The organism is Pseudomonas sp. B21-056, from assembly GCF_026016325.1.
Classification (GTDB): Bacteria; Pseudomonadota; Gammaproteobacteria; order Pseudomonadales; family Pseudomonadaceae; genus Aquipseudomonas.
On record NZ_CP087203.1, the window covers coordinates 1,803,996 to 1,827,092 of the forward strand.

The following is a 23,097-nucleotide window of genomic DNA, read 5'->3' on the forward strand; positions in this document are numbered from 1 at the left end:
AACCGAACAGGCCCGCTCATGGACGCCACAAGCTATCCGCAATGGGCACAACAGCTCATTGCCGACTGTGGCGAGAGCAAGCGCCGGGTTGTCGAACACGAGCTGTATCAACGCATGCGCGACAACAAGCTCAGCGCCAAGACCATGCGCCACTACCTCATTGGTGGTTGGCCGGTCGTTGAACAGTTCGCCTTATACATGGCACAGAACCTCACCAAGACCCGCTTTGCCCGCCATCCCGGCGAGGACATGGCCCGTCGCTGGCTGATGCGCAACATTCGTGTCGAACTCAATCACGCCGACTACTGGGTGAACTGGAGCGCCGCCCATGGGGTGACGCTGGAGGATCTGCAGGCGCAGCAGGTACCGCCCGAACTCCACGCATTGAGCCATTGGTGCTGGCATACCAGCTCTTCGGACTCGTTGATCGTGGCAATCGCGGCGACCAACTATGCCATTGAAGGCGCGACCGGGGAGTGGTCGGCGGTGGTGTGTTCCAGCGGCATCTACGCAGCGGCCTTCGCTGAGGAAGATCGCAAGCGCGCCATGAAATGGCTGAAGATGCATGCCCAGTACGACGACGCCCACCCGTGGGAAGCGCTGGAAATCATCTGCACGCTGGCGGGCATGAATCCGAGCAAGGCCTTGCAGGCCGAACTGCGCCAGGCCGTGTGCAAGAGCTACGACTACATGTACCTGTTCCTGGAGCGCTGCATGCAACTGGAACAATCGGAGTCTGCCGGAAAGTCAGTATCCCCCCGTGAGCGCCTGGCGCTGGCCGGGAGCTGATGCCTAGCTGACTGATGTGGGAGCGAGTCTGCTCCGCGAAGTGCTCGGACCGTCAACGGGGAGGTTGGCTGTCGGATCGCTATCGCGAGCAGGCTCGCTCCCACATTTGGTTTGAGTGACTACTCAACTCTGATCCGCCTCAAATCCCCTGTGGGAGCGAGCCTGCTCGCGATAGCGTCGGTACATCCAGCATCAATGCAAGCTGACCCTCCGCTATCGCGAGCAAGCTCGCTCCCACAGAAGGGCGGTTAATATCCGATTGCGCTCACCTTCTTTCAACCCGCCATCGCCAACCGGTTCCGCCCTTCGCGCTTGGCCACATACAGTGCGCTGTCGACCCTTCGCAGCAGGCTTTCCATCGATTCACCCGGCAGCAGCGTTGCGCAGCCGAGGCTGACCGTCAGTTCAATCCTGACGCCGGCAGCGAAATAATCCTGCAGTTGGGCGGCATAGCGCAGTCGCTCGCCGATCGTGGCAGCGGCTTCCCGGCTGGTATTGGAAAGCAGGATCAGAAACTCCTCGCCGCCGAACCTGAACACCATGTCCACATTGCGCAGTTGCTCCTTGACCGACTCGGCAACGGTCTTGAGCACCTCGTCGCCGGCGCCATGGCCGTAGGTGTCGTTGATGCGCTTGAAGTGATCGATATCGAGCATCAGCAGCGATAATGGCTGCATATGACGCCGGGCCATGTCGATTTCCCGCTCCATCACCTGGTCCATGGCGATGCGGTTGCCGGTTCCGGTCAGCGGATCGCGCAGGGCGCTCTGGGTGGCGGCGCGGTAGAGCAGGGCGTTGCGCAGTGGAAACAGCAGGGTGGACATCACTGACTCGAGATCGCTCTGCTCGGCGTCGTTGAAGCGCTGGTTGCGGCGGAACACCAATTCGCCCAGCTGTTCGCCTTCATGGCTGAGGCTGTAGCTGAGCAGATGATGCCCGCGTTGACCGAACTCCAGCCGCAGATCGCTGGGCTTGTGCTGATAGGCCAGCGCATCCAGCGGTACCAGTCGCTGAACTTCACGGAAAAACAGGCCCAGAATCCGCTGCGGCTCCAGGCTGGTCTGCAATTGCTGACCCAGTTGCTGACGCAATTGCGAAAGATTGACGGACCGTGCCACGAGCGGTGACGGTTGACCGAAGCCCAGGCGCTGCAATTTGGCGCTGTCGAAATCAATCGCGTTGGTCTGGATGGGCGTTTTCATTTGGCGTAGGCCCCTAGGCAGAATCTGTCCTGGCAGGCTGGGTGAGATGGCTTGGGCTACGTGTCGTACTGGCCCATCAGTCCCGTAGGACGCTGATTTGAGTCTAGTCTGCTTTCCTTGGCTGACGCAGGCTCGTATCAACCTCCGTTACCCGCCAGACATGGCGTGTTTGACAAGGTCAGAGCGAAACTCGTGCCAGTCCGTTCACTTCAGGAAAATTCATTGCAAATCAATGCGGTGAAATAATGTGGCGAACATCACGCCTGGGTTGCGTGACATGGCTTTGGCGGTTCGCCTGGCTTGGTATCGACGGATTCCAGCGTTGCGACGGTAAACCGTCGCAACGTGGGGGGGGGCGAGCGCTTACTGTGCGTTGAAGGCCTGGCCATTGACGTCTTTGCTGTCCGGCCCCATCAGGTACAGATAGACCGGCATGATCGCTTCCGGCGTCGGGTTGTTGAGCGGGTTTTCCCCCGGATAGGCCTGGGCGCGCATGCTGGTACGGGTTGCGCCGGGGTTGATGCTGTTGGAGCGTACCGGCGCAACGGTATCGACTTCGTCGGCGAGGGTCTGCATCAGCCCTTCGGTGGCAAACTTGGACACGCCATAAGCGCCCCAGTACGCCCGGCCCTTGCGGCCGACGCTGCTGGAGGTGAACACCACGGACGCATCCGTGGACAGCTTGAGCAGGGGCAGCAAGGTACTGGTGAGCATGAACATGGCGTTGACGTTCACGTGCATCACCCGCATGAAGTTTTCGCCGGACAATTGTTCCAGCGGCGTGCGCGGGCCGATGATCGAGGCGTTGTGCAACAGGCCGTCCAGGTGACCGAACTCGGTTTCGATCATGGCCGCCAGTTCGTCGTACTGATGGGGCAGGGCGGTTTCGAGATTGAACGGAATCACCGCCGGCTGTGGATGGCCGGCCGCTTCGATCTCATCGTAGACCTGGGTCAGGTTGGCTTCGGTCTTGCCCAGCAGCAGCACGGTGGCACCGTGGGCGGCGTAAGCCTTGGCGGCAGCGGCGCCGATGCCACGACCGGCGCCGGTCACCAGGATGACCCGGCCAGCGAGCAGGTCGGGGCGGGCGGAATAATCAAACATAAAAACCTCACGAAACATAACGATGCGTGGTGATGCACGGTGTGGCGACGGGACTTATCTGTGGCGAGGGGATTTATCCCCGCTGGGTCGCGAAGCGACCCCCTGCGTATTACTTGATACACCGCGGTGATGGATATTTCGTGGAGGCGCTTCGCACCTCAGCGGGGATAAATCCCCTCGCCACAAAAAATCTACTTATATTGCCTTACCACACGGAGTAGTCAGCTCAGCAACTGCACAACGCGTTATCCAGCACTTCGCGCAGCGCCAACGGGTGATCGATCACCACGTCCGCCCCCCAATGCTTGGGATTGTCGTCCGGGTGGATGTAGCCGTAGGTCACCGCGCAGGTCTTGGTGCCGGCGCTGCGTCCGGACTCGATGTCCCGCAGGTCGTCGCCCACGAACAGTACGCTGGCCGGGTCCAGGTCGAGCATCTTGCACGCCAGGGTCAGCGGCTCCGGATCCGGCTTGCTGTTTTTCACATGGTCCGGACAGATCAGCACTTTCGAGCGTTCGGCCAGGCCCAGTTGCTGCATGATCGGCTCGGCGAAGCGCACCGGTTTGTTGGTGACCACGCCCCAGATCAGGTTGGCGGCTTCAATGTCGGCCAGCACCTCGGCCATGCCGTCGAACAGATGGCTATGGACGGCGCAACCCTTGAGGTAGCGATCGAGGAATTCCTGGCGCAGCTCCTCGAACCCTGGAGATTCCGGGTCCATGGAAAAGGTCACCGCGACCATCGCGCGGGCGCCGCCGGAAATTTCGTCACGAATGTACTGCGTGTTGATCGGTGGCAAGCCGCGGTCGGCACGCATGGCCTGGCAGATGGCGATGAAGTCCGGCGCGGTGTCGAGCAGCGTGCCGTCCATGTCGAAGAGAACCGCTTTGAGACGCATCGCTTTACTCCTCGCGCAGGGTCTGGATCATGTAGTTGACGTCAACGTCGGCGGCCAGCTTGTAGTGCTTGGTCAGCGGGTTGTAGGTCAGGCCGATGATGTCCTTGACGGTCAGCCCGGCCATGCGGCTCCAGGCGCCCAGCTCAGAAGGACGGATGAACTTCTTGAAGTCGTGGGTGCCGCGGGGCAGCAGCTTCATGATGTATTCCGCGCCGATGATGGCGAACAGGTACGCCTTCGGGTTGCGGTTGATGGTGGAGAAGAACACCTGGCCGCCGGGCTTGACCATGCGGAAGCAGGCGCGGATGACCGAGGACGGGTCCGGCACGTGCTCGAGCATTTCCAGGCAGGTGACCACGTCGAACTGAGCGGGCATTTCCTCGGCCAGGGCTTCGGCGGTGATCTGCCGGTATTCCACACTGACGCCGGACTCCAGCTGGTGCAGTTGCGCCACCGCCAGCGGCGCTTCGCCCATGTCGATGCCCATCACCGTTGCGCCGCGTTGGGCCATGGCTTCGCTGAGGATGCCGCCGCCACAGCCGACGTCGAGCACCTTCTTGCCGGCCAGGTTGACCCGCTCGTCGATCCAGTTGACCCGCAGTGGGTTGATATCGTGCAGCGGTTTGAATTCGCTTTCGCGGTCCCACCAGCGGTGAGCCAGGGCTTCGAATTTGGCGATTTCGGCGTGGTCGACGTTGCTCATATGCAGATCCTCGAAAAACTTGAAAAAATCAGTGGCCCCGAGCCGTGGCTCCAGAGGCATGCTTATTCGTCGTGACCGCTGATGCGGCGACCCCAGGCCTGGGCCGTGGCGGTCAGTTGTTGTTCGTCCAGGCGGGTCAGCCGGCCGTCTTCAAGCAACGGTTTGCCGGCCACCCACAGGTGTTTCACGCAATCGCGGCCGGTGGCGTAGATCAGTTGCGACACCGGGTCGTAGATCGGTTGCTGCGCCAGCCCCGACAGGTCGAAGGCCACCAGGTCGGCAGCCTTGCCGACTTCCAGCGAGCCAACCGTTGCCTCGATGCCCAGCGCCCGGGCGCCATTGAGCGTGGCCATGCGTAACGCCCGATGGGCATCCAGGGCCGTGGCCGAACCGGCGACAGCCTTGGCCAGCAGCGCTGCGGTGCGGGTTTCCCCCAGCAGGTCCAGGTCGTTGTTGCTGGCCGCGCCGTCGGTGCCGACCGCCACGTTGACGCCGGCCTGCCACAAGCGCTCCACCGGGCAGAAACCACTGGCCAGCTTCAGGTTCGATTCCGGGCAATGGATCACGCTGCAGTTGCTTTCTACCAGCAAGGCCAGGTCTTCATCGCTGATCTGAGTCATGTGCACGGCCTGGAAACGTGGCCCCAGAAGGCCAAGTCGCCCCAGGCGAGCCATCGGCCGCTCGGCGGTGTTATCCACAGCCTGCTGCACTTCAAAGGCGGTTTCGTGAACATGCATATGAATGGCCGCGTCCAGCTCTTCGGCAATCACGCGGATTTTCTCCAGGTTCTCGTCGCCCACGGTGTAAGGCGCATGCGGGCCGAATGCGACTTTGATCCGCGGATGGTGCTTGAGGTCGCCAAACAATTCGATGCCCTGACGAATGGCATCGTCGGCGCTGGCGGCGCCTGGGATCGGGAAATCGAGGATCGGAATGGCGATTTGCGCACGGATGCCGCTGTTATGGACGCGTTCGCTGGCAACCTTGGGGTAGAAGTACATGTCAGAGAAACAGGTGATGCCGCCCTTGATCTGCTCGGCGATCGCCAGGTCGGTGCCATCGCGCACGAAGTCTTCATCGACCCATTTGCCCTCGGCCGGCCAGATGTGCCGTTCGAGCCAGGTCATCAGGGGCAGGTCGTCGGCCAGGCCGCGGAACAGCGTCATCGCCGCGTGGCCGTGGGCGTTGACCAGCCCCGGGCTGAGCAGCATGCCCGGCAGTTCGCGGACCTGGGCGGCTTCGCATTCCAGGGCTTCGGCCCGCGGGCCGATGAACACGATGCAGCCGTCGCGAATGCCCAGGCCATGATCCTTGAGTACCACGCCGGCGGGTTCGACAGGCACCAACCAGGTCGGCAGCAATAGTAAGTCGAGCGCAACGACAGGCTTGGGCATCGTGGATCGGTTCCATGGGTTATAAAGGATGGCGAAGTATACCCGAGCGTCATCACGCTGGGATCGCTATAATCGGCGGCTTTGTTCAAGAGTGCGGAGTGTGGGATGCGCGATCAACTGTTGGCTGCGGAGAAGGTGAAGGCCATCGATTGGCGGGATGGCGCCCTGTACCTGCTGGATCAGCGTGTCTTGCCGTTCGAGGAAAACTGGATTGCCTACACCAGCGCGGCCGGCGTGGCCGAAGCCATTCGGGCGATGGTGGTGCGTGGCGCGCCGGCCATCGGCATCAGTGCGGCTTACGGCGTGGTGTTGGCCGCGCGGACGCGGATGGCCGAGGGCGGCGACTGGGAAGCGGCGCTGGAAGCCGATTTCGCTTTGTTGGCCGAGTCCCGGCCGACGGCAGTGAACCTGTTCTGGGCCCTGGATCGGATGCGCGACCGGCTGGCGCGCTTGAAGAAGCATGCCGAGCCGTTGGCCGCCCTCGAGGCCGAGGCCGTCGCCATTCATGAAAGCGATCGTGAAGCCAACCTGACCATGGCCCAGCTCGGCGTCGACCTGATCCGCAAGCATCAGGGCAATGCCCAGGCCATCCTGACCCATTGCAATACCGGCGCCCTGGCCACCGGCGGCTTCGGCACGGCCCTGGGGGTGATTCGTGGTGCATTCATCGAGGGGATGGTCGAGCGGGTCTACGCCGACGAAACCCGTCCATGGCTGCAGGGTTCGCGCCTGACGGCCTGGGAGCTGGCCAACGAGGGCATTCCTGTGACCCTCAACGCCGACTCCGCTGCCGCCCATATCATGAAGGCCAAGGGTGTGACCTGGGTGATCGTTGGCGCCGACCGCATCACCGCCAACGGTGACGTGGCGAACAAGATCGGCACCTATCAACTGGCAGTCTGCGCCATGCACCACGGTGTACGCTTCATGGTGGTGGCGCCGAGTTCGACCATCGACATGAACCTGGCCAGCGGCGAAGACATCCCGATCGAAGAGCGCGACGGGCGCGAACTGCTGGAAGTCGGCGGCAAGCGGGTCGGCGCGGATGTGGAGGCGTTCAACCCGGTGTTCGACGTCACCCCGGCGGACCTGATCGACGCCATCGTCACTGAGAAGGGTATCGTCGAGCGTCCGGATACCGCGAAGATGGCGCAGTTGATGTGTCGCAAGCGGTTGCATTGAGGTTTTTTGACGCTTGATCAGTCGCCATCGCGAGCAGGCTCGCTCCCACATTGGATCGTGTTGTATCCAGGATCTCAGGCATACAGAGATCCCTGTGGGAGCGAGCCCGCTCGCGATGAGGCCCTTGAAACCTATAAATCTTCTTGCATTCGAGCGCAAATTCTTCGGTCGCAGCGCCTCTAAGCCCCTCTCGTCCCCTACCAGCCTGTCACCGGTCAACTAACTATGCTCCATGCGCATCTGGGGGATAGGTGCGTGGCGGCTCTTGTGATAACATCCGGCGGTTTCCAGGGCCGCTTCACCAAGCGGTCTTTACTGCGCAGATCCATGGCATAACTCGTTGATTTGTCGTAAGTCGCTGCACGGCTCTTGTCCTGCAGCGGCGAGCTTCGTTCGTCCCGTCTGGATGTGACGAGGTTTCACCAGAAAAAGGAATCAGGCTTCTCATGGGCGAACTGGCCAAAGAAATCCTCCCGGTCAATATCGAAGACGAGCTGAAACAGTCCTACCTCGACTACGCAATGAGCGTGATCGTCGGGCGGGCGCTGCCGGATGCGCGCGATGGCTTGAAGCCCGTGCACCGGCGCGTGTTGTTCGCGATGAGCGAGCTGGGCAACGACTTCAACAAGCCGTACAAGAAATCCGCCCGTGTCGTCGGTGACGTGATCGGTAAGTATCACCCTCACGGTGACACTGCGGTGTACGACACCATCGTCCGGATGGCGCAGCCATTTTCCCTGCGCTACCTGCTGGTAGACGGCCAGGGCAACTTCGGTTCCGTGGACGGCGACAACGCCGCGGCCATGCGATACACCGAAGTGCGCATGACCAAGCTGGCCCACGAGCTGCTGGCCGACCTGCACAAGGAAACCGTGGATTGGGTGCCGAACTACGACGGCACCGAAATGATCCCGGCGGTCATGCCGACCCGTATCCCGAACCTGCTGGTCAACGGCTCCAGCGGTATCGCCGTGGGCATGGCGACCAACATCCCGCCGCACAACCTCGGTGAAGTCATCGACGGTTGCCTGGCCCTCATCGACAACCCCGAGCTGACTGTCGATGAGCTGATGCAATACATCCCGGGTCCCGATTTTCCGACTGCGGCGATCATCAACGGTCGCGCCGGCATCATCGAGGCCTATCGCACCGGTCGCGGCCGTATCTACATGCGCGCCCGCTCGACGGTCGAGGACATCGACAAGGTCGGTGGCCGCCAGCAGATCGTCATCACCGAACTCCCGTACCAGTTGAACAAGGCCCGCCTGATCGAGAAGATCGCCGAGCTGGTGAAGGAGAAGAAGCTCGAAGGCATTACCGAGCTGCGGGACGAGTCCGACAAGGACGGCATGCGCGTCGTGATCGAGCTGCGTCGTGGCGAAGTGCCTGAGGTGATCCTCAACAACCTCTATGCCCAGACCCAACTGCAAAGCGTGTTCGGTATCAACATCGTCGCGCTGATCGACGGCCGTCCGCGGATCCTGAACCTCAAGGACCTGCTGGAAGCCTTCGTGCGTCACCGTCGCGAAGTGGTCACCCGCCGCACCGTGTTCGAACTGCGCAAGGCCCGCGAGCGTGGTCATATCCTTGAAGGTCAGGCCGTTGCTCTGTCGAACATCGACCCGGTCATCGCCCTGATCAAGGCCTCGCCGACGCCGTCGGAAGCCAAGGAAGCGCTGGTCAGCACGCCTTGGGAATCCAGTGCGGTGATGACCATGGTCGAGCGCGCCGGCGCCGACTCCTGCCGCCCGGAGAACCTCGACCCGCAATACGGTCTGCGCGACGGCAAGTACTTCCTGTCCCCGGAACAGGCGCAAGCCATCCTGGAACTGCGCCTGCACCGCCTGACCGGCCTGGAGCACGAGAAGCTGCTGGCCGAGTACCAGGAGATCCTCAACCAGATCGGCGAGCTGATCCGCATCCTCAACAGCGCCACGCGCCTGATGGAAGTGATCCGCGAAGAGCTGGAAGTGATCCGCGCCGAATACGGCGACGTGCGCCGCACCGAGATCCTCGATGCGCGCCTGGACCTGACCCTGGGTGACATGATCCCGGAAGAAGACCGCGTGGTGACTATCTCCCACGGCGGCTACGCCAAGACCCAGCCGCTGGCCGCCTACCAGGCCCAGCGTCGCGGCGGCAAAGGCAAGTCGGCCACCGGCGTCAAGGACGAGGACTACATCGCCCACCTGCTGGTTGCCAACAGCCACACCACGCTGCTGCTGTTCTCCAGCAAGGGTAAGGTGTACTGGCTCAAGACCTACGAAATCCCCGAAGCATCCCGCGCTGCCCGTGGTCGTCCGCTGGTCAACCTGCTGCCGCTGGACGATGGTGAGTACATCACCACCATGCTGCCGGTCGAGGAATACACCGAAGGCCACTACATCTTCATGGCAACCGCCAACGGCACTGTCAAGAAGACTCCGCTGGAATCCTTCAGCCGCCAGCGCAGCGTGGGCCTGATCGCCCTGGAGCTGGATGAAGGCGACGTGCTGATTTCCGCCGCCATCACCGACGGCGAGCGTGAGGTCATGCTGTTCTCCGACGGTGGCAAGGTCACCCGCTTCAAGGAATCCGACGTTCGCGCCATGGGCCGTACCGCCCGCGGTGTGCGCGGCATGCGTCTGCCGGAAGGCCAGAAGCTGATTTCCATGCTGATCCCCGAAGAAGGCAGCCAGATCCTTACCGCTTCGGCGCGTGGTTATGGCAAACGTACCGCCATCAGCGAATTCCCCGAGTACAAGCGCGGCGGCCAGGGCGTGATCGCCATGGTCAGCAACGAGCGTAACGGCCGTCTGGTCGGTGCGGTCCAGGTGCTCGATGGCGAAGAGATCATGCTGATCTCCGACCAGGGCACCCTGGTGCGTACCCGGGTCGACGAAGTGTCGAGCCTGGGCCGTAACACCCAGGGCGTGACGCTGATCAAGCTGGCCAGCGATGAAACGCTGGTGGGGCTTGAGCGGGTCCAGGAGCCGTCGGAAGTCGAAGGCGAGGAGCTGGAAGGCGAGGAGCTGGAAGGCGAGGAAGACGTGGCGTTCGACGGTACCCTGGGTGCCGATGTCGACGACATGACTGGCGACGATCAATCGCTCGACGCTGCCGCAGACGAAGAAGAACCGCAGGAATAAGCGGACACGCAGGGGGCGGATGAAGATTCGCCCCCTTGTTGTTTGTCCCTTTTGAAAATTTGCGACACTGCACATAACCCCTGTGGGAGCGAGCCTGCTCGCGATGACGGACTGACATTCAACATCAATGCTGACTGTTTCATCGCTATCGCGAGCAGGCTCGCTCCCACATTGGGTATGTGCAGAGCACAAGATTTATGTGACCACCAGATCAGAGCGAGATTGGATGTGAGCAAGAGAGCCTATAACTTCTGTGCCGGCCCGGCGGCGCTTCCTGAAGCGGTCCTGAAGCGCGCCCAGGGTGAACTTCTCGACTGGCATGGCAAGGGCCTGTCCGTCATGGAAATGAGCCATCGCAGCGATGAGTTCGTGTCCATTGCCACCAAGGCCGAGCAGGATCTGCGCGATCTGCTGAACATCCCGTCCAACTACAAGGTGCTGTTCCTGCAGGGGGGCGCGAGCCAGCAGTTCGCCCAGATTCCATTGAACCTGCTGCCGGAAAACGGCAAGGCCGACTACATCGACACCGGCATCTGGTCGCAGAAAGCCATTGAAGAAGCCTCGCGCTACGGCCACGTCAACGTTGCCGCCACCGCCAAGCCCTACGACTATTTCGCCATTCCCGGCCAGAACGAGTGGAACCTGTCCAAGGACGCGGCCTACGTTCATTACGCGCCGAACGAGACCATTGGTGGCCTGGAATTCAACTGGATCCCGGAAACTGGCGACGTGCCATTGGTGGCCGACATGTCTTCGGACATCCTGTCGCGCCCTGTGGATATCTCCCGTTTCGGCATGATCTACGCCGGCGCCCAGAAGAACATCGGCCCGAGCGGTATCCTGGTCAGCATCATCCGTGAAGACCTGTTGGGTCATGCCCGTTCCCTGTGCCCGACCATGCTCAACTACAAGGTCGCGGCCGACAACGGTTCGATGTACAACACGCCGCCGACACTGGCCTGGTACCTGTCCGGCCTGGTGTTCGAGTGGCTGAAAGAGCAGGGCGGTGTCGAAGCCATCGGCAAGCTCAACGAAGTGAAGCAGCGCACGCTCTACGACTTCATCGACGCCAGCGGCCTTTACAGCAACCCGATCAACAGGACCGACCGCTCCTGGATGAACGTACCGTTCCGCCTGGCCGACGACCGTCTCGACAAGCCGTTCCTGGCGGGCGCTGACGAGCGCGGGCTGTTGAACCTCAAGGGCCATCGCTCGGTCGGTGGCATGCGCGCCTCCATCTACAACGCCGTGGACATCAATGCCGTCAACGCACTGATCGCCTACATGGCAGAGTTCGAGAAGGAACACGGCTGATGTCAGAGCAAGAACTCAAGGCGCTGCGCCTGCGCATCGATGCCCTGGACGAAAAGGTCCTGGAGCTGATCAGCGAGCGCGCGCGCTGCGCCCAGGAAGTTGCCCGGGTGAAAATGGCTTCCCTGGCTGAAGGTGAAGTGCCGGTGTTCTATCGCCCCGAGCGTGAGGCTCAGGTGCTCAAGCGCGTCATGGAGCGCAACAAGGGCCCGCTGAGCAACGAAGAAATGGCGCGGCTGTTCCGCGAAGTCATGTCGTCGTGCCTGGCCCTCGAGCAGCCGCTGAAAGTGGCGTACCTGGGCCCTGAAGGCACCTTCACCCAGGCCGCAGCCATGAAGCATTTCGGGCACGCGGTGATCAGCAAGCCGATGGCGGCCATCGACGAAGTCTTCCGCGAAGTCGCGGCCGGAGCGGTGAATTTCGGCGTGGTCCCGGTGGAAAACTCCACCGAAGGCGCAGTCAACCACACGCTGGATAGCTTCCTCGAGCATGACATGGTGATCTGTGGCGAAGTCGAGCTGCGCATCCACCATCACCTGCTGGTGGGCGAGAACACCAAGACCGACAGCATCAGCCGGATCTATTCCCACGCCCAGTCCCTGGCCCAGTGCCGCAAGTGGCTGGACGCCCACTATCCGAATGTCGAGCGCGTGGCGGTATCGAGCAACGCCGAGGCGGCCAAGCGGGTCAAGGGCGAGTGGAACTCGGCGGCGATTGCCGGCGACATGGCGGCCGGCCTCTACGGGCTGACCCGCCTGGCCGAGAAAATCGAGGATCGTCCGGACAACTCCACGCGATTCCTGATGATCGGCAACCAGGAAGTGCCACCGACCGGCGACGACAAGACCTCGATCATCGTTTCCATGAGCAACAAGCCCGGTGCGCTCCATGAACTGCTGGTGCCGTTCCACGACAACGGTATCGACCTGACCCGGATCGAGACCCGTCCGTCGCGCAGCGGTAAATGGACCTACGTGTTCTTCATCGATTTCGTCGGCCACCACCGCGACCCACTGGTAAAAGGTGTGCTGGAGAAAATCAGTCAGGAAGCGGTGGCACTCAAGGTGCTGGGTTCCTACCCCAAGGCAGTTCTTTAAGGGCGGATAGCAAAATGAGTAGCAACTTCCTCGCCCTGGCACAGCCAGGCGTGCAACAACTTTCGCCTTACGTTCCGGGCAAGCCTGTGGACGAATTGGCTCGCGAGCTGGATCTGGACCCGGCCAGCATCGTCAAGCTGGCCAGTAACGAGAACCCGCTGGGTGCCGGTCCCAAGGCGCTGGCGGCGATCCGTGACGAGCTGGCCGAACTGACCCGCTATCCCGACGGTAACGGTTTTTCGCTCAAGAGCCTGCTGGCCGAGCGCTGTGGCGTGGAACTGAACCAGGTGACCCTGGGCAACGGTTCCAACGACATCCTTGAGCTGGTGGCGCGTGCCTACCTGGCGCCGGGCCTCAACGCGGTATTCAGCGAGCACGCGTTCGCGGTCTACCCGATTGCCACCCAGGCCGTAGGTGCCGACGCCCACGTGGTTCCGGCCAAGGAGTGGGGACACGACCTGCCGGCCATGTTGGCGGCCATCGATGCCAATACCCGTGTCGTCTTCATCGCCAACCCGAACAACCCGACCGGCACCTGGTTCGACGCCCAGGCCCTGGACGACTTCCTGCAGGACGTCCCGGAGCACGTGCTGGTGGTGCTGGACGAGGCCTACATCGAATACGCCGAAGGCAGCGACCTGCCCGATGGCCTGGACTTCCTCGCGGCCTACCCGAACCTGCTGGTGTCGCGCACGTTCTCCAAGGCCTATGGCCTGGCGTCGCTGCGGGTCGGCTACGGCCTGTCCACCGCCGTGGTGGCCGACGTACTGAACCGCGTGCGCCAGCCGTTCAACGTCAACAGCTTCGCCCTGGCCGCCGCCTGCGCTGCGCTGCAGGATGAGGAATACCTGGCGCAGAGCCGCCAGTTGAACGAGGCCGGTATGCAACAGCTGGAGGCGGGTTTCCGCGAACTGGGCCTGGGCTGGATTCCGTCAAAAGGCAACTTCATCTGCGTCGACCTGGGTCGCGTTGCGGCACCGGTGTTCCAGGGGCTGTTGCGTGAAGGTGTGATCGTACGTCCGGTGGCCAATTACGGCATGCCGAACCACCTGCGCATCACCGTTGGCCTGCAAGCGGAAAACAGCCGTTTCCTCGAGGCGTTGAGCAAGGTCCTGGCTCGTGGTTGATGTCACTTCACTGCAACCTGCCGCACCTATGATCGGTCGCCTGGTAGTGGTCGGCCTGGGGCTGATCGGCGGTTCGTTTGCCAAGGGACTGCGCGAAAGTGGCCTGTGCCGCGAAGTCGTCGGCGTGGATCTGGATCCGCAGTCGCGCAAGCTGGCCGTGGAGTTGGGCGTGGTGGACCGCTGCGAAGATGACCTGGCTGCTGCGTGTCAGGGGGCTGACGTGATCCAGTTGGCGGTGCCGATCCTGGCCATGGAAAAACTGCTGGCACGACTGGCGACCATGGATCTGGGCCAGGCGATCCTGACCGATGTCGGCAGCGCCAAGGGCAACGTCGTGCGCGCGGCCACCTTGGCGTTTGGCGGGATGCCGGCGCGTTTCGTACCCGGTCATCCGATTGCCGGTTCTGAGCAGAGTGGGGTGGAAGCGTCCAACGCTGAACTGTTCCGCCGCCACAAGGTGATCCTGACGCCGTTGGAGCAGACCGATCCGGCCTCTCTGGCAGTGGTGGATCTCCTGTGGTGCGAGCTGGGCGCCGACGTCGAGCACATGCAGGTCGAGCGTCACGATGAAGTATTGGCCGCCACCAGCCATTTGCCGCACCTGTTGGCGTTCGGTCTGGTGGATTCATTGGCCAAACGCAATGAAAATCTCGAGATCTTCCGTTACGCTGCCGGCGGTTTCCGCGATTTCACGAGAATCGCCGGTAGCGACCCGGTCATGTGGCACGACATCTTCCTCGCCAACCGCGAAGCTGTCCTGCGCACACTCGATACATTTCGCAGCGACCTCGACGCCTTGCGCGACGCGGTCGATGCAGGGGACGGGCACCAATTGCTGGGCGTTTTCACACGCGCCAGGGTGGCCCGCGAGCATTTCAGTAAAATCCTGGCCCGTCGGGCCTATGTGGACGCTATGAATTCCAACGATCTGATTTTCCTGGCACAACCTGGTGGCTCCCTGAGCGGGCGTATTCGTGTACCGGGCGATAAATCGATTTCCCACCGCTCGATCATGCTCGGCTCCCTGGCCGAAGGCGTGACCGAGGTGGAAGGTTTCCTCGAGGGCGAAGATGCCCTGGCGACGCTGCAGGCGTTTCGCGACATGGGCGTGGTCATCGAAGGGCCGCACCACGGTCGCGTGACGATCCACGGTGTCGGCCTGCACGGCCTCAAGCCTGCGCCAGGCCCGATCTACCTGGGTAACTCCGGCACTTCGATGCGCCTGTTGTCCGGCCTGCTGGCCGCACAGGATTTCGATAGCACCCTCACCGGCGACGCGTCGCTGTCCAAGCGGCCGATGAACCGCGTCGCCAACCCGCTGCGGGAAATGGGCGCGGTCATCGAGACGGCCGCCGAAGGTCGTCCGCCGATGACCATTCGCGGTGGCAACAAGCTCAAGGGCCTGACCTACACCATGCCAATGGCCAGTGCCCAGGTGAAATCCTGCCTGCTGCTGGCCGGCCTCTATGCTGAAGGCAAGACCACCGTTACCGAGCCGGCACCGACCCGCGACCACACCGAGCGCATGCTGCGCGGCTTCGGCTATCCGGTCACGGTCAATGGGGCCACGGCCTCCGTCGAGTCCGGCAACAAATTGACCGCGACCCACATCGAAGTACCGGGCGATATCTCCTCGTCGGCGTTCTTCCTGGTGGCAGCGTCTATTGCCGAAGGTTCCGACCTGGTGCTCGAGCACGTCGGCATCAACCCGACCCGTACCGGTGTGATCGATATCCTGCGCCTGATGGGCGCCGACATCACCCTGGAGAACCAGCGTGAAGTGGGCGGCGAGCCAGTCGCAGATCTTCGCGTAAGAGCAGCTAAACTCAAGGGTATCGAGATTCCCGAGGCGCTGGTTCCGCTGGCGATCGACGAGTTCCCGGTGCTGTTCGTGGCCGCGGCCTGCGCAGAAGGGCGGACCGTACTGACCGGCGCCGAAGAGCTGCGGGTCAAGGAATCGGACCGTATCCAGGTGATGGCGGATGGCTTGCTGGCCTTGGGCGTCAAATGCGAGCCGACGCCGGACGGTATCATCATCGACGGCGGCCAGATCGGTGGCGGCGAAGTCCATGGCCACGGCGACCATCGCATCGCCATGGCCTTCAGTGTTGCGTCCCTGCGTGCGAGCGCACCGATCCGCATCCATGACTGCGCCAACGTCGCGACGTCGTTCCCGAACTTCCTGGCGCTGTGCGCGCAGGTTGGCATTCGAGTGGCACAAGAGGCACAGTCGTGAACATCAAGGCACCGGTCATCACCATCGATGGCCCAAGCGGCTCGGGCAAGGGCACCGTCGCCGGGATCCTGGCCAGGCAACTGGGCTGGAACCTACTCGATTCGGGGGCCCTGTACCGCCTGCTGGCATTTGCGGCCGGTAACCATGGCGTGGACCTGACCAACGAAGAGTTGCTCAAGGCCCTGGCGGCGCACCTGGATGTGCAGTTCATTGCAGCGACCGACGGTCAACTGCAGCGGATCATCCTGGAAGGCGACGAAGTCAGCGATGTCATCCGTACCGAAGCCGTTGGGGCCGGGGCTTCCCAGGTCGCGGCGCTGCCGGCGGTGCGTGAGGCGTTGTTGCAGCGTCAGCGCGCATTCCTGGAGCAGCCGGGGCTGGTGGCCGATGGTCGCGACATGGGCACGGTGGTATTTCCGGACGCACCATTGAAGATTTTCCTCACCGCCAGCGCGGAGGAGCGGGCTCGTCGCCGATATTTGCAGTTGAAGGGCAAAGGCGAGGATGTTAGTCTGTCGAGTCTGCTAGATGAGATCCGTGCACGCGACGAGCGTGACACCCAGCGCGCAGTAGCCCCGCTCAAGCCGGCGGCTGACGCGATACAACTGGATTCCACGGAGTTGTCCATCGACCAGGTGTTGCAACGCATCATGAGCGAGATCGCCATTCGCGATATCGCCGGGTGACCAGGAAGCTCCGCAGGGGACCAGTCATAGTCCTGCGGTGCTTCTTCTATATGAAACCAACCCACACCGTCTGGGGTGTGGAGCCGGGCGTATCCTTCGCCCCAATCAACAGGAATTAAAATGAGCGAAAGCTTTGCGGAACTCTTTGAAGAAAGCCTGAAAACCCTGAACCTTCAGGCAGGCTCCATCATCACCGGTGTTATCGTTGATATCGATTACCAGGCTCGCTGGGTAACCGTTCACGCTGGTCTGAAGTCTGAAGCACTCATCCCGCTTGAGCAGTTCTACAACGATGCTGGCGAGCTGAACATCAACGTCGGTGACGAAGTTCACGTTGCTCTGGACTCGGTTGAAGATGGCTTTGGTGAAACCAAGCTGTCCCGTGAAAAAGCCAAGCGCGCTGAATGCTGGATCGTTCTGGAAGCGGCTTTCGCAGCTGAGGAAGTGGTCAAGGGCGTTATCAACGGTAAGGTTAAAGGCGGCTTCACTGTCGACGTTAACGGCATCCGTGCGTTCCTGCCAGGTTCCCTGGTTGACGTCCGTCCAGTGCGTGACACCACGCACCTGGAAGGCAAAGAGCTGGAATTCAAGGTCATCAAGCTGGACCAGAAGCGCAACAACGTTGTTGTTTCCCGTCGCAGTGTCCTGGAAGCCGAAAACTCCGCCGAGCGCGAAGCTCTGCTGGAATCGCTGCAGGAAGGCCAACAGGTCAAGGGTATCGTCAAGAACCTCACCGATTACGGCGCATTCGTCGATCTGGGTGGCGTCGATGGCCTGCTGCACATCACCGACATGGCCTGGAAGCGTATCAAGCATCCTTCGGAAATCGTCAATGTTGGTGACGAGATCGATGTCAAGGTTCTGAAGTACGATCGCGAGCGCAACCGTGTTTCCCTGGGCCTCAAGCAACTGGGCGAAGATCCATGGGTCGCTATCAAAGCCCGTTACCCAGAAAGCACTCGCGTCACCGCTCGTGTTACCAACCTCACCGACTACGGCTGCTTCGCTGAGCTGGAAGAAGGCGTTGAAGGTCTGGTGCACGTTTCCGAAATGGACTGGACCAACAAGAACATCCACCCTTCGAAAGTCGTACAAGTCGGCGACGAAGTGGAAGTCATGGTTCTGGACATCGACGAAGAGCGTCGTCGTATCTCCCTGGGCATCAAGCAGTGCAAGTCCAACCCATGGGAAGACTTCTCTGGCCAGTTCAACAAGGGCGACAAGATCTCCGGCACCATCAAGTCGATCACCGATTTCGGTATCTTCATTGGTCTGGACGGCGGCATCGACGGCCTGGTTCACCTGTCCGACATCTCCTGGAACGAAGTGGGCGAAGAAGCCGTACGCCGCTTCAAGAAGGGCGACGAGCTGGATACCGTTATCCTGTCGGTTGACCCAGAGCGCGAGCGCATCTCCCTGGGTATCAAGCAACTGGAAAGCGATCCGTTCTCCGAGTACGTCCAAGAGAACGACAAAGGCGCAATCGTTAAGGGCATCGTGAAAGAAGTTGACGCCAAAGGCGCCATCATCACCCTGGCCGACGATATCGAAGCGACTCTGAAAGCCTCCGAAATCAGCCGTGACCGCGTTGAAGACGCACGTAACGTTCTGAAAGAAGGCGAAGAAGTAGAAGCCAAGATCATCAGCGTTGATCGCAAGAGCCGCGTAATCCAGCTCTCGATCAAGTCGAAAGACGTTGAAGACGAGAAAGAAGCTATCCAGAGCCTGCGCGACAAGCCAGTTGCTTCGGATGCTCCAGTAGCCACCACCCTGGGTGACCTGCTGCGTGCTGCACAAGCGGAAAAACAGAACTAAGTTCTGACTTTCTGTAAAAAAGGGCGACTTCGGTCGCCCTTTTTTGTGGCTGCGATTCCGATTATTTTTCAAGTCCTGCGTGAGGCCCGTCAGCGTTCTTGCGCATTGCTGCGATGAAACCAACTCTTTGATAGAGATGTCTCTTTTATTAAGCGGATCAGCCATCTGTATAGCGCCCAGAGGCTGTTTCGATTTTGGATGGGCCTCATGCCTTAGGACTTGAATGAACAAACTCTTTCTTGTGTTAGTGCTCTTGATGCTCGCAGGTTGCTCCACAAGCGCCAGGACCCACGCAGTGCACGGTGTCAGTGGCATCGAGATCGATTGCTCAGGGCTGGGCTCCGGCTGGGAGAAGTGCCACAAGCGGGCTGCCAGGGAGTGCAAAGGGGTCGGTTATAAGGTGATTACCCGATCCGACGACGCAAAGGATGAAAGCCCGTATCCCTTCGGTTTCAATCCGGCAGGTTATGTGACCCGGACGATGTTGGTGATGTGTCGTTAGCCCGGAAGGTTTCTGCGGCTTGCCCCGAAAAGGAGCGCGGAAGATTTGTCAATATGTGGGCTGTTCAAATTCCTCAGAGCATGCTAAAACCTTTCGAAGCACTGATCTAGCTGCTTGAAAAAGAAGGGAAAAATATGACGAAGTCGGAGTTGATCGAACGAATTGTCACCCATCAAGGGCTGCTCTCATCCAAGGATGTGGAGCTGGCCATCAAGACTATGCTTGAACAAATGTCTCAATGCCTGGCGACCGGAGATCGTATCGAGATCCGTGGCTTTGGCAGCTTTTCCCTGCACTACCGTGCTCCGCGGGTAGGGCGTAATCCCAAGACCGGTCAGTCCGTGAGTCTGGATGGCAAATTCGTACCTCATTTCAAACCGGGCAAAGAGCTCAGGGATCGGGTAAATGAGGAGGAGGGTGACGAGTTTTGACAACGCATCAAAAATAAGGGGTATTCATGGGGAACTTTAAGCGTCTGGCGCTTGTCGTATTAGCGCTGCTCGTTGCCGCAGCCATCGTTCTGTTCGTGCTCGAAAATAATCAGCCTGTCGCCCTGCTGTTTCTGGGTTGGTCGGCCCCGCAGCTTCCGGTTTCGGTTTTCGTGCTGCTGGCGTTGCTGACGGGTATGATCTTTGGTCCGTTGCTGACGTGGTTCATTGGGGTGCGGCGACGATTGAAATAACGGAGTGTGTGAGCCTGGTAGTCTTGGAGTAAGGATCGCTGCCAACAATTTTTATGACTACAGGTATTTTAGTTTGTGCTTAATTTAAATCAGTTTGCTTCAATATCTCCTGGGGCTTTGCCTGCTGTCCTGCCTCTTAATGCGTTCTGTTTGTTTGCAAGCGTGATGTCAAACAAAGGAGGCGAGGCCCTACATGCAAAATGATCGTGCTGAAGTGCGTGGTTCTGATGAAATTGATCTGATAGAGCTAGTGCGTGGGCTTTGGGCTCAGAAGTGGTTGATCATAGGTGTGACGTTGTTGGTCACTATTGGTGCGGCAGCCTACGCATTTCTTAGTAAGCCAGTTTATGAAGCGAAACTTTTTATTATGCCGCCAACTCAGAATGGAATTGCCGAGTTGAATTATGGGCGGGCGAAGAGCACTGAGCTGGATGCGTATTCCATCAAGCATGTTTACGATGTGTTTGCTCGGAATCTTCAGGCTGAGTCTATTCGTCAAAAATTCTTCAACGAAGTCTATCTTCCTTCGCTTGATGAATCCCAGCGAAAGGGAGCGCTTGATCGTGTGTATGAGCGTTTCTCTCGAGAGCTGGTCGTCAGGGGGCCAGGTAAAGACACTCCTGATCGGTTCTCGGTAACTGTTCAAGGTGGCGACCCTGTCCGGGCGACAGAGTGGGCCAAAGCCTATGTGCAACGTGCCAGTGAAGCTGCTGAGTCGGAGCTTATCAAGAACGTTACGACTGAGGCTTCTGTAAGAGCACGTAATATCGAGCAGCGGATCGTAAGCTTGCGTGAAACCGCACAGAGGTTGCGCGAGGATCGGATTCAACAGCTGCGTGAGGCGCTGAAGATCGCTGAGGCGATCGGCTTGACGACTCCGACTATAAACTCTTCTGCTTCGGTTGATATAACTGTAGATACGGGTAACAAAATGGATTACCAGCGAGGCAGCAAGGCGCTGGCGGCGGAAGTCAATGTGCTGGAGTCGAGGGCCTCTGATGATGCATTTATTTCAGGTCTTCGGGCGTTGCAGATGCGCTACAACTTTTATCGTAAGTTGAATATTGATTCTGAGCGTATTTCCGTTTATCGGCAGGATGGCAGTGTCGAGGTGCCGGAGAGTCCGATTAAGCCAAGAAAAATGTTGGCTTTATTGTTGGGTGTCATTGCAGGTGGATTGTTAGGTGGTTTCATGGCCTTGATTCGAGTTGTTATAAACCGAAACAAAGAGCAACGAGGCGCAGGCATAGGGTGATTAGTAACGATTAGATATTCCTGTTGCGCCGATCGTCGTCGAATAGCTGTGTTTAAGCCCGTCTTTATGAAGGTTATCTTTGTAAAGATGGGCTTTTTGTTGATAGAAGAAACTAACCCTATCGGAGCGAGGATGAGGTTATTGCTCCGCCAACGATAGTTGAGTGATATTAGAGTTATCATGCAGACCGCTAGGGTGGGGGCGGGTGGTTGCTTGATGCACTGGCGCTCAGTGATTGATGTTATAGTGATGGCAAAAAACAAAGCTAGCTAATGAAAAAACCAGCGAAAGCAAGTGGGACGCTCATGAAGGTACAATCCGAGAAAGCCATTTTTTTACGTAGCGGGCATAATGGCGGTCTGTGATGACTTGGTGAGCATGTGCTAGCGGTTGTCAGCGACAAACCGTGCGGCGTTGGGGGAGCATTAGGCTTGGTCGTGGGCGTCGTGCCATTTGCGAGGTCTGGAACGAGAAAGGAATGAAATGACAGCGCTCAGCGTCAGTCTCGTAGGTAGGGAAGGGCTTTAGCTGCCGCTATGGTAGAGGCTGGGCCTGGATCAGACCTCTAACAATTAGATGATTTTGACAAGTTAAATGGAGAGTTGGATGTCGAGCATAAAGCAGGCGAGCGTCGCCAAATTCAAAGAAAAAAAGGCCGTTATCGGTATCGTCGGTCTTGGATACGTCGGCCTGCCTTTGATGCTACGCTACAATGCGATTGGGTTTAAAGTGATTGGACTCGACATCGATAGTTCAAAAGTCAGTCTATTGAACTCAGGTAAGAGCTACATTGAGCACATTCCAGGTGAAAAAATTGAGGTCGCTTGCCAAAGTGGGTTTGAAGCGACTACCGATTTTACTCGGGTGCCTGAATGTGATGCACTGATTCTCTGTGTGCCTACGCCGTTAAATAAGTATCGCGAGCCGGATATGAGTTTCGTGATAAATACTACTGATGCAATTAAACCTTACCTAAGAGCGGGGCAGGTCGTTTCTCTTGAAAGCACCACTTATCCTGGCACGACAGAAGAAGAGCTGCTGCCACGTATGCAGGAAGGTGACTTGGTAGTCGGTGAGAACATCTTCCTGGTCTACTCGCCAGAGCGCGAAGACCCGGGCAATCCGAACTTCGAAACCCGTACCATTCCAAAGGTCATCGGTGGTCACACGCCAAAATGCCTGGAGGTCGGTGTTGCCCTGTACGAGCAAGCCATTGACCAGGTTGTACAGGTCAGCTCCACCAAAGCTGCCGAGATGACCAAGCTGCTGGAAAACATCCATCGAGCGGTGAACATCGGCCTGGTCAACGAAATGAAGATCGTCGCTGATCGCATGGGTATCGACATCTTCGAAGTGGTCGATGCCGCGGCAACCAAGCCGTTCGGTTTTACCCCTTACTACCCTGGCCCTGGCCTGGGCGGCCACTGCATTCCAATCGATCCCTTTTACCTGACTTGGAAGGCGCGCGAATATGGCCTGCACACCCGCTTTATCGAACTCTCCGGTGAAGTCAACCAGGCGATGCCTGAGTACGTGTTGAACAAGCTGATGGATGGCCTGAACGAATCGGGCAAGGCGCTCAAGGGCAGCCGGATCCTGATATTGGGCATTGCCTACAAGAAAAACGTCGACGACATGCGTGAATCGCCCTCCGTGGAGATCATGGAACTCATCGAGGCCAAGGGCGGTGTCGTCGCGTACAGCGACCCACATGTGCCGCAATTCCCGAAAATGCGCGAGCATCACTTCGAACTGGACAGCGAGCCGCTGACTGCCGAGAACCTGGCAAGCTTCGATGCAGTCGTCCTGGCGACCGACCATGACAAGTTCGACTATGCGTTGATCGAGTCCAAGGCCAAGCTGATCATTGACAGCCGTGGTAAATACCGCACCCCGGCCACGCACATCGTCAAAGCCTGATCAGCATCGCTCTCCCGTCGATCCGCCTGTGCCCCAAGGCCAGGCGGATTCCTTCGTTTTCAAAGG

At 59.6% G+C, this 23,097-nt stretch carries 19 protein-coding genes; 14 read left to right on the top strand and 5 right to left on the bottom strand.

From position 1 onward, the window contains the following. Nucleotides 1–18 precede the first annotated feature (18 nt). Nucleotides 19–789, top strand: coding sequence for a TenA family transcriptional regulator (locus LOY67_RS08070; RefSeq protein WP_413776167.1), 771 nt, complete (start codon nucleotides 19–21; stop codon nucleotides 787–789). A 275-nt stretch (nucleotides 790–1,064) separates the two neighbouring features. Here LOY67_RS08070 and LOY67_RS08075 read toward each other — a convergent pair whose 3' ends face one another. From LOY67_RS08075 to LOY67_RS08095, 5 genes are all read right to left on the bottom strand, one after another. After that, nucleotides 1,065–1,991, bottom strand: coding sequence for a GGDEF domain-containing protein (locus LOY67_RS08075; protein WP_265066702.1), 927 nt, complete (start codon nucleotides 1,989–1,991; stop codon nucleotides 1,065–1,067). Between the two features lie 363 nt (nucleotides 1,992–2,354). Further along, complete coding sequence (locus LOY67_RS08080; RefSeq protein WP_265066703.1) at nucleotides 2,355–3,095, bottom strand: YciK family oxidoreductase; 741 nt, start codon at nucleotides 3,093–3,095, stop codon at nucleotides 2,355–2,357. A gap of 226 nt (nucleotides 3,096–3,321) precedes the next feature. Then, nucleotides 3,322–3,993, bottom strand: a complete 672-nt coding sequence (gene mupP, locus LOY67_RS08085) for an N-acetylmuramic acid 6-phosphate phosphatase MupP (protein WP_265066704.1) — start codon at nucleotides 3,991–3,993, stop codon at nucleotides 3,322–3,324. Between the two features lie 4 nt (nucleotides 3,994–3,997). Then, nucleotides 3,998–4,696: a bifunctional 2-polyprenyl-6-hydroxyphenol methylase/3-demethylubiquinol 3-O-methyltransferase UbiG gene (ubiG, locus tag LOY67_RS08090; RefSeq protein ID WP_003183893.1), complete on the bottom strand. Its 699-nt coding sequence runs from the start codon at nucleotides 4,694–4,696 to the stop codon at nucleotides 3,998–4,000. Nucleotides 4,697–4,758: 62 nt separating this feature from the next. Beyond that, nucleotides 4,759–6,090 carry a TRZ/ATZ family hydrolase gene (locus LOY67_RS08095; protein ID WP_265066705.1) on the bottom strand — a complete coding sequence of 444 codons (1,332 nt, stop codon included), beginning with the start codon at nucleotides 6,088–6,090 and terminating at the stop codon, nucleotides 4,759–4,761. A gap of 105 nt (nucleotides 6,091–6,195) precedes the next feature. Here LOY67_RS08095 and mtnA point away from each other — a divergent pair, with 105 nt between their 5' ends. From mtnA to wbpA, 13 genes are all read left to right on the top strand, one after another. Further along, complete coding sequence (gene mtnA / locus LOY67_RS08100; protein WP_265066706.1) at nucleotides 6,196–7,272, top strand: S-methyl-5-thioribose-1-phosphate isomerase; 1,077 nt, start codon at nucleotides 6,196–6,198, stop codon at nucleotides 7,270–7,272. Between the two features lie 446 nt (nucleotides 7,273–7,718). Beyond that, entirely contained in the window at nucleotides 7,719–10,400 is a 2,682-nt protein-coding gene (gene gyrA / locus LOY67_RS08105) for a DNA gyrase subunit A (protein ID WP_265066707.1), read from the top strand. 228 nt (nucleotides 10,401–10,628) lie between these two features. Further along, nucleotides 10,629–11,714 carry a 3-phosphoserine/phosphohydroxythreonine transaminase gene (gene serC / locus LOY67_RS08110; protein ID WP_265066708.1) on the top strand — a complete coding sequence of 362 codons (1,086 nt, stop codon included), beginning with the start codon at nucleotides 10,629–10,631 and terminating at the stop codon, nucleotides 11,712–11,714. After that, nucleotides 11,714–12,808, top strand: a complete 1,095-nt coding sequence (pheA, locus tag LOY67_RS08115; RefSeq protein WP_024778725.1) for a prephenate dehydratase — start codon at nucleotides 11,714–11,716, stop codon at nucleotides 12,806–12,808. The genes serC and pheA overlap by 1 nt, the downstream gene beginning before the upstream one ends. A gap of 14 nt (nucleotides 12,809–12,822) precedes the next feature. Next, a complete protein-coding gene (hisC, locus tag LOY67_RS08120) occupies nucleotides 12,823–13,935 on the top strand; it encodes a histidinol-phosphate transaminase (protein WP_265066709.1) in 1,113 nt (370 codons plus the stop codon). Nucleotides 13,936–13,963: 28 nt separating this feature from the next. Further along, nucleotides 13,964–16,171: a bifunctional prephenate dehydrogenase/3-phosphoshikimate 1-carboxyvinyltransferase gene (locus LOY67_RS08125; protein ID WP_265067720.1), complete on the top strand. Its 2,208-nt coding sequence runs from the start codon at nucleotides 13,964–13,966 to the stop codon at nucleotides 16,169–16,171. Next, on the top strand, nucleotides 16,168–16,857 hold the full coding sequence (gene cmk, locus LOY67_RS08130; protein WP_265066710.1) for a (d)CMP kinase: 690 nt from the start codon (nucleotides 16,168–16,170) through the stop codon (nucleotides 16,855–16,857). The genes LOY67_RS08125 and cmk overlap by 4 nt, the downstream gene beginning before the upstream one ends. A 120-nt stretch (nucleotides 16,858–16,977) precedes the next feature. Beyond that, on the top strand, nucleotides 16,978–18,672 hold the full coding sequence (rpsA, locus tag LOY67_RS08135; RefSeq protein ID WP_024778729.1) for a 30S ribosomal protein S1: 1,695 nt from the start codon (nucleotides 16,978–16,980) through the stop codon (nucleotides 18,670–18,672). 223 nt (nucleotides 18,673–18,895) lie between these two features. Next, nucleotides 18,896–19,174: a hypothetical protein gene (locus LOY67_RS08140; RefSeq protein ID WP_265066711.1), complete on the top strand. Its 279-nt coding sequence runs from the start codon at nucleotides 18,896–18,898 to the stop codon at nucleotides 19,172–19,174. A 134-nt stretch (nucleotides 19,175–19,308) separates the two neighbouring features. Next, on the top strand, nucleotides 19,309–19,605 hold the full coding sequence (gene ihfB / locus LOY67_RS08145; protein ID WP_003183877.1) for an integration host factor subunit beta: 297 nt from the start codon (nucleotides 19,309–19,311) through the stop codon (nucleotides 19,603–19,605). Nucleotides 19,606–19,631: 26 nt separating this feature from the next. After that, nucleotides 19,632–19,856 carry a LapA family protein gene (locus LOY67_RS08150; RefSeq protein ID WP_265066712.1) on the top strand — a complete coding sequence of 75 codons (225 nt, stop codon included), beginning with the start codon at nucleotides 19,632–19,634 and terminating at the stop codon, nucleotides 19,854–19,856. A gap of 193 nt (nucleotides 19,857–20,049) precedes the next feature. After that, on the top strand, nucleotides 20,050–21,111 hold the full coding sequence (locus tag LOY67_RS08155; protein ID WP_265066713.1) for an LPS O-antigen chain length determinant protein WzzB: 1,062 nt from the start codon (nucleotides 20,050–20,052) through the stop codon (nucleotides 21,109–21,111). A gap of 606 nt (nucleotides 21,112–21,717) precedes the next feature. Beyond that, nucleotides 21,718–23,031 carry a UDP-N-acetyl-D-glucosamine 6-dehydrogenase gene (gene wbpA, locus LOY67_RS08160; protein ID WP_265066714.1) on the top strand — a complete coding sequence of 438 codons (1,314 nt, stop codon included), beginning with the start codon at nucleotides 21,718–21,720 and terminating at the stop codon, nucleotides 23,029–23,031. The last annotated feature ends 66 nt before the right edge of the window (nucleotides 23,032–23,097 follow it).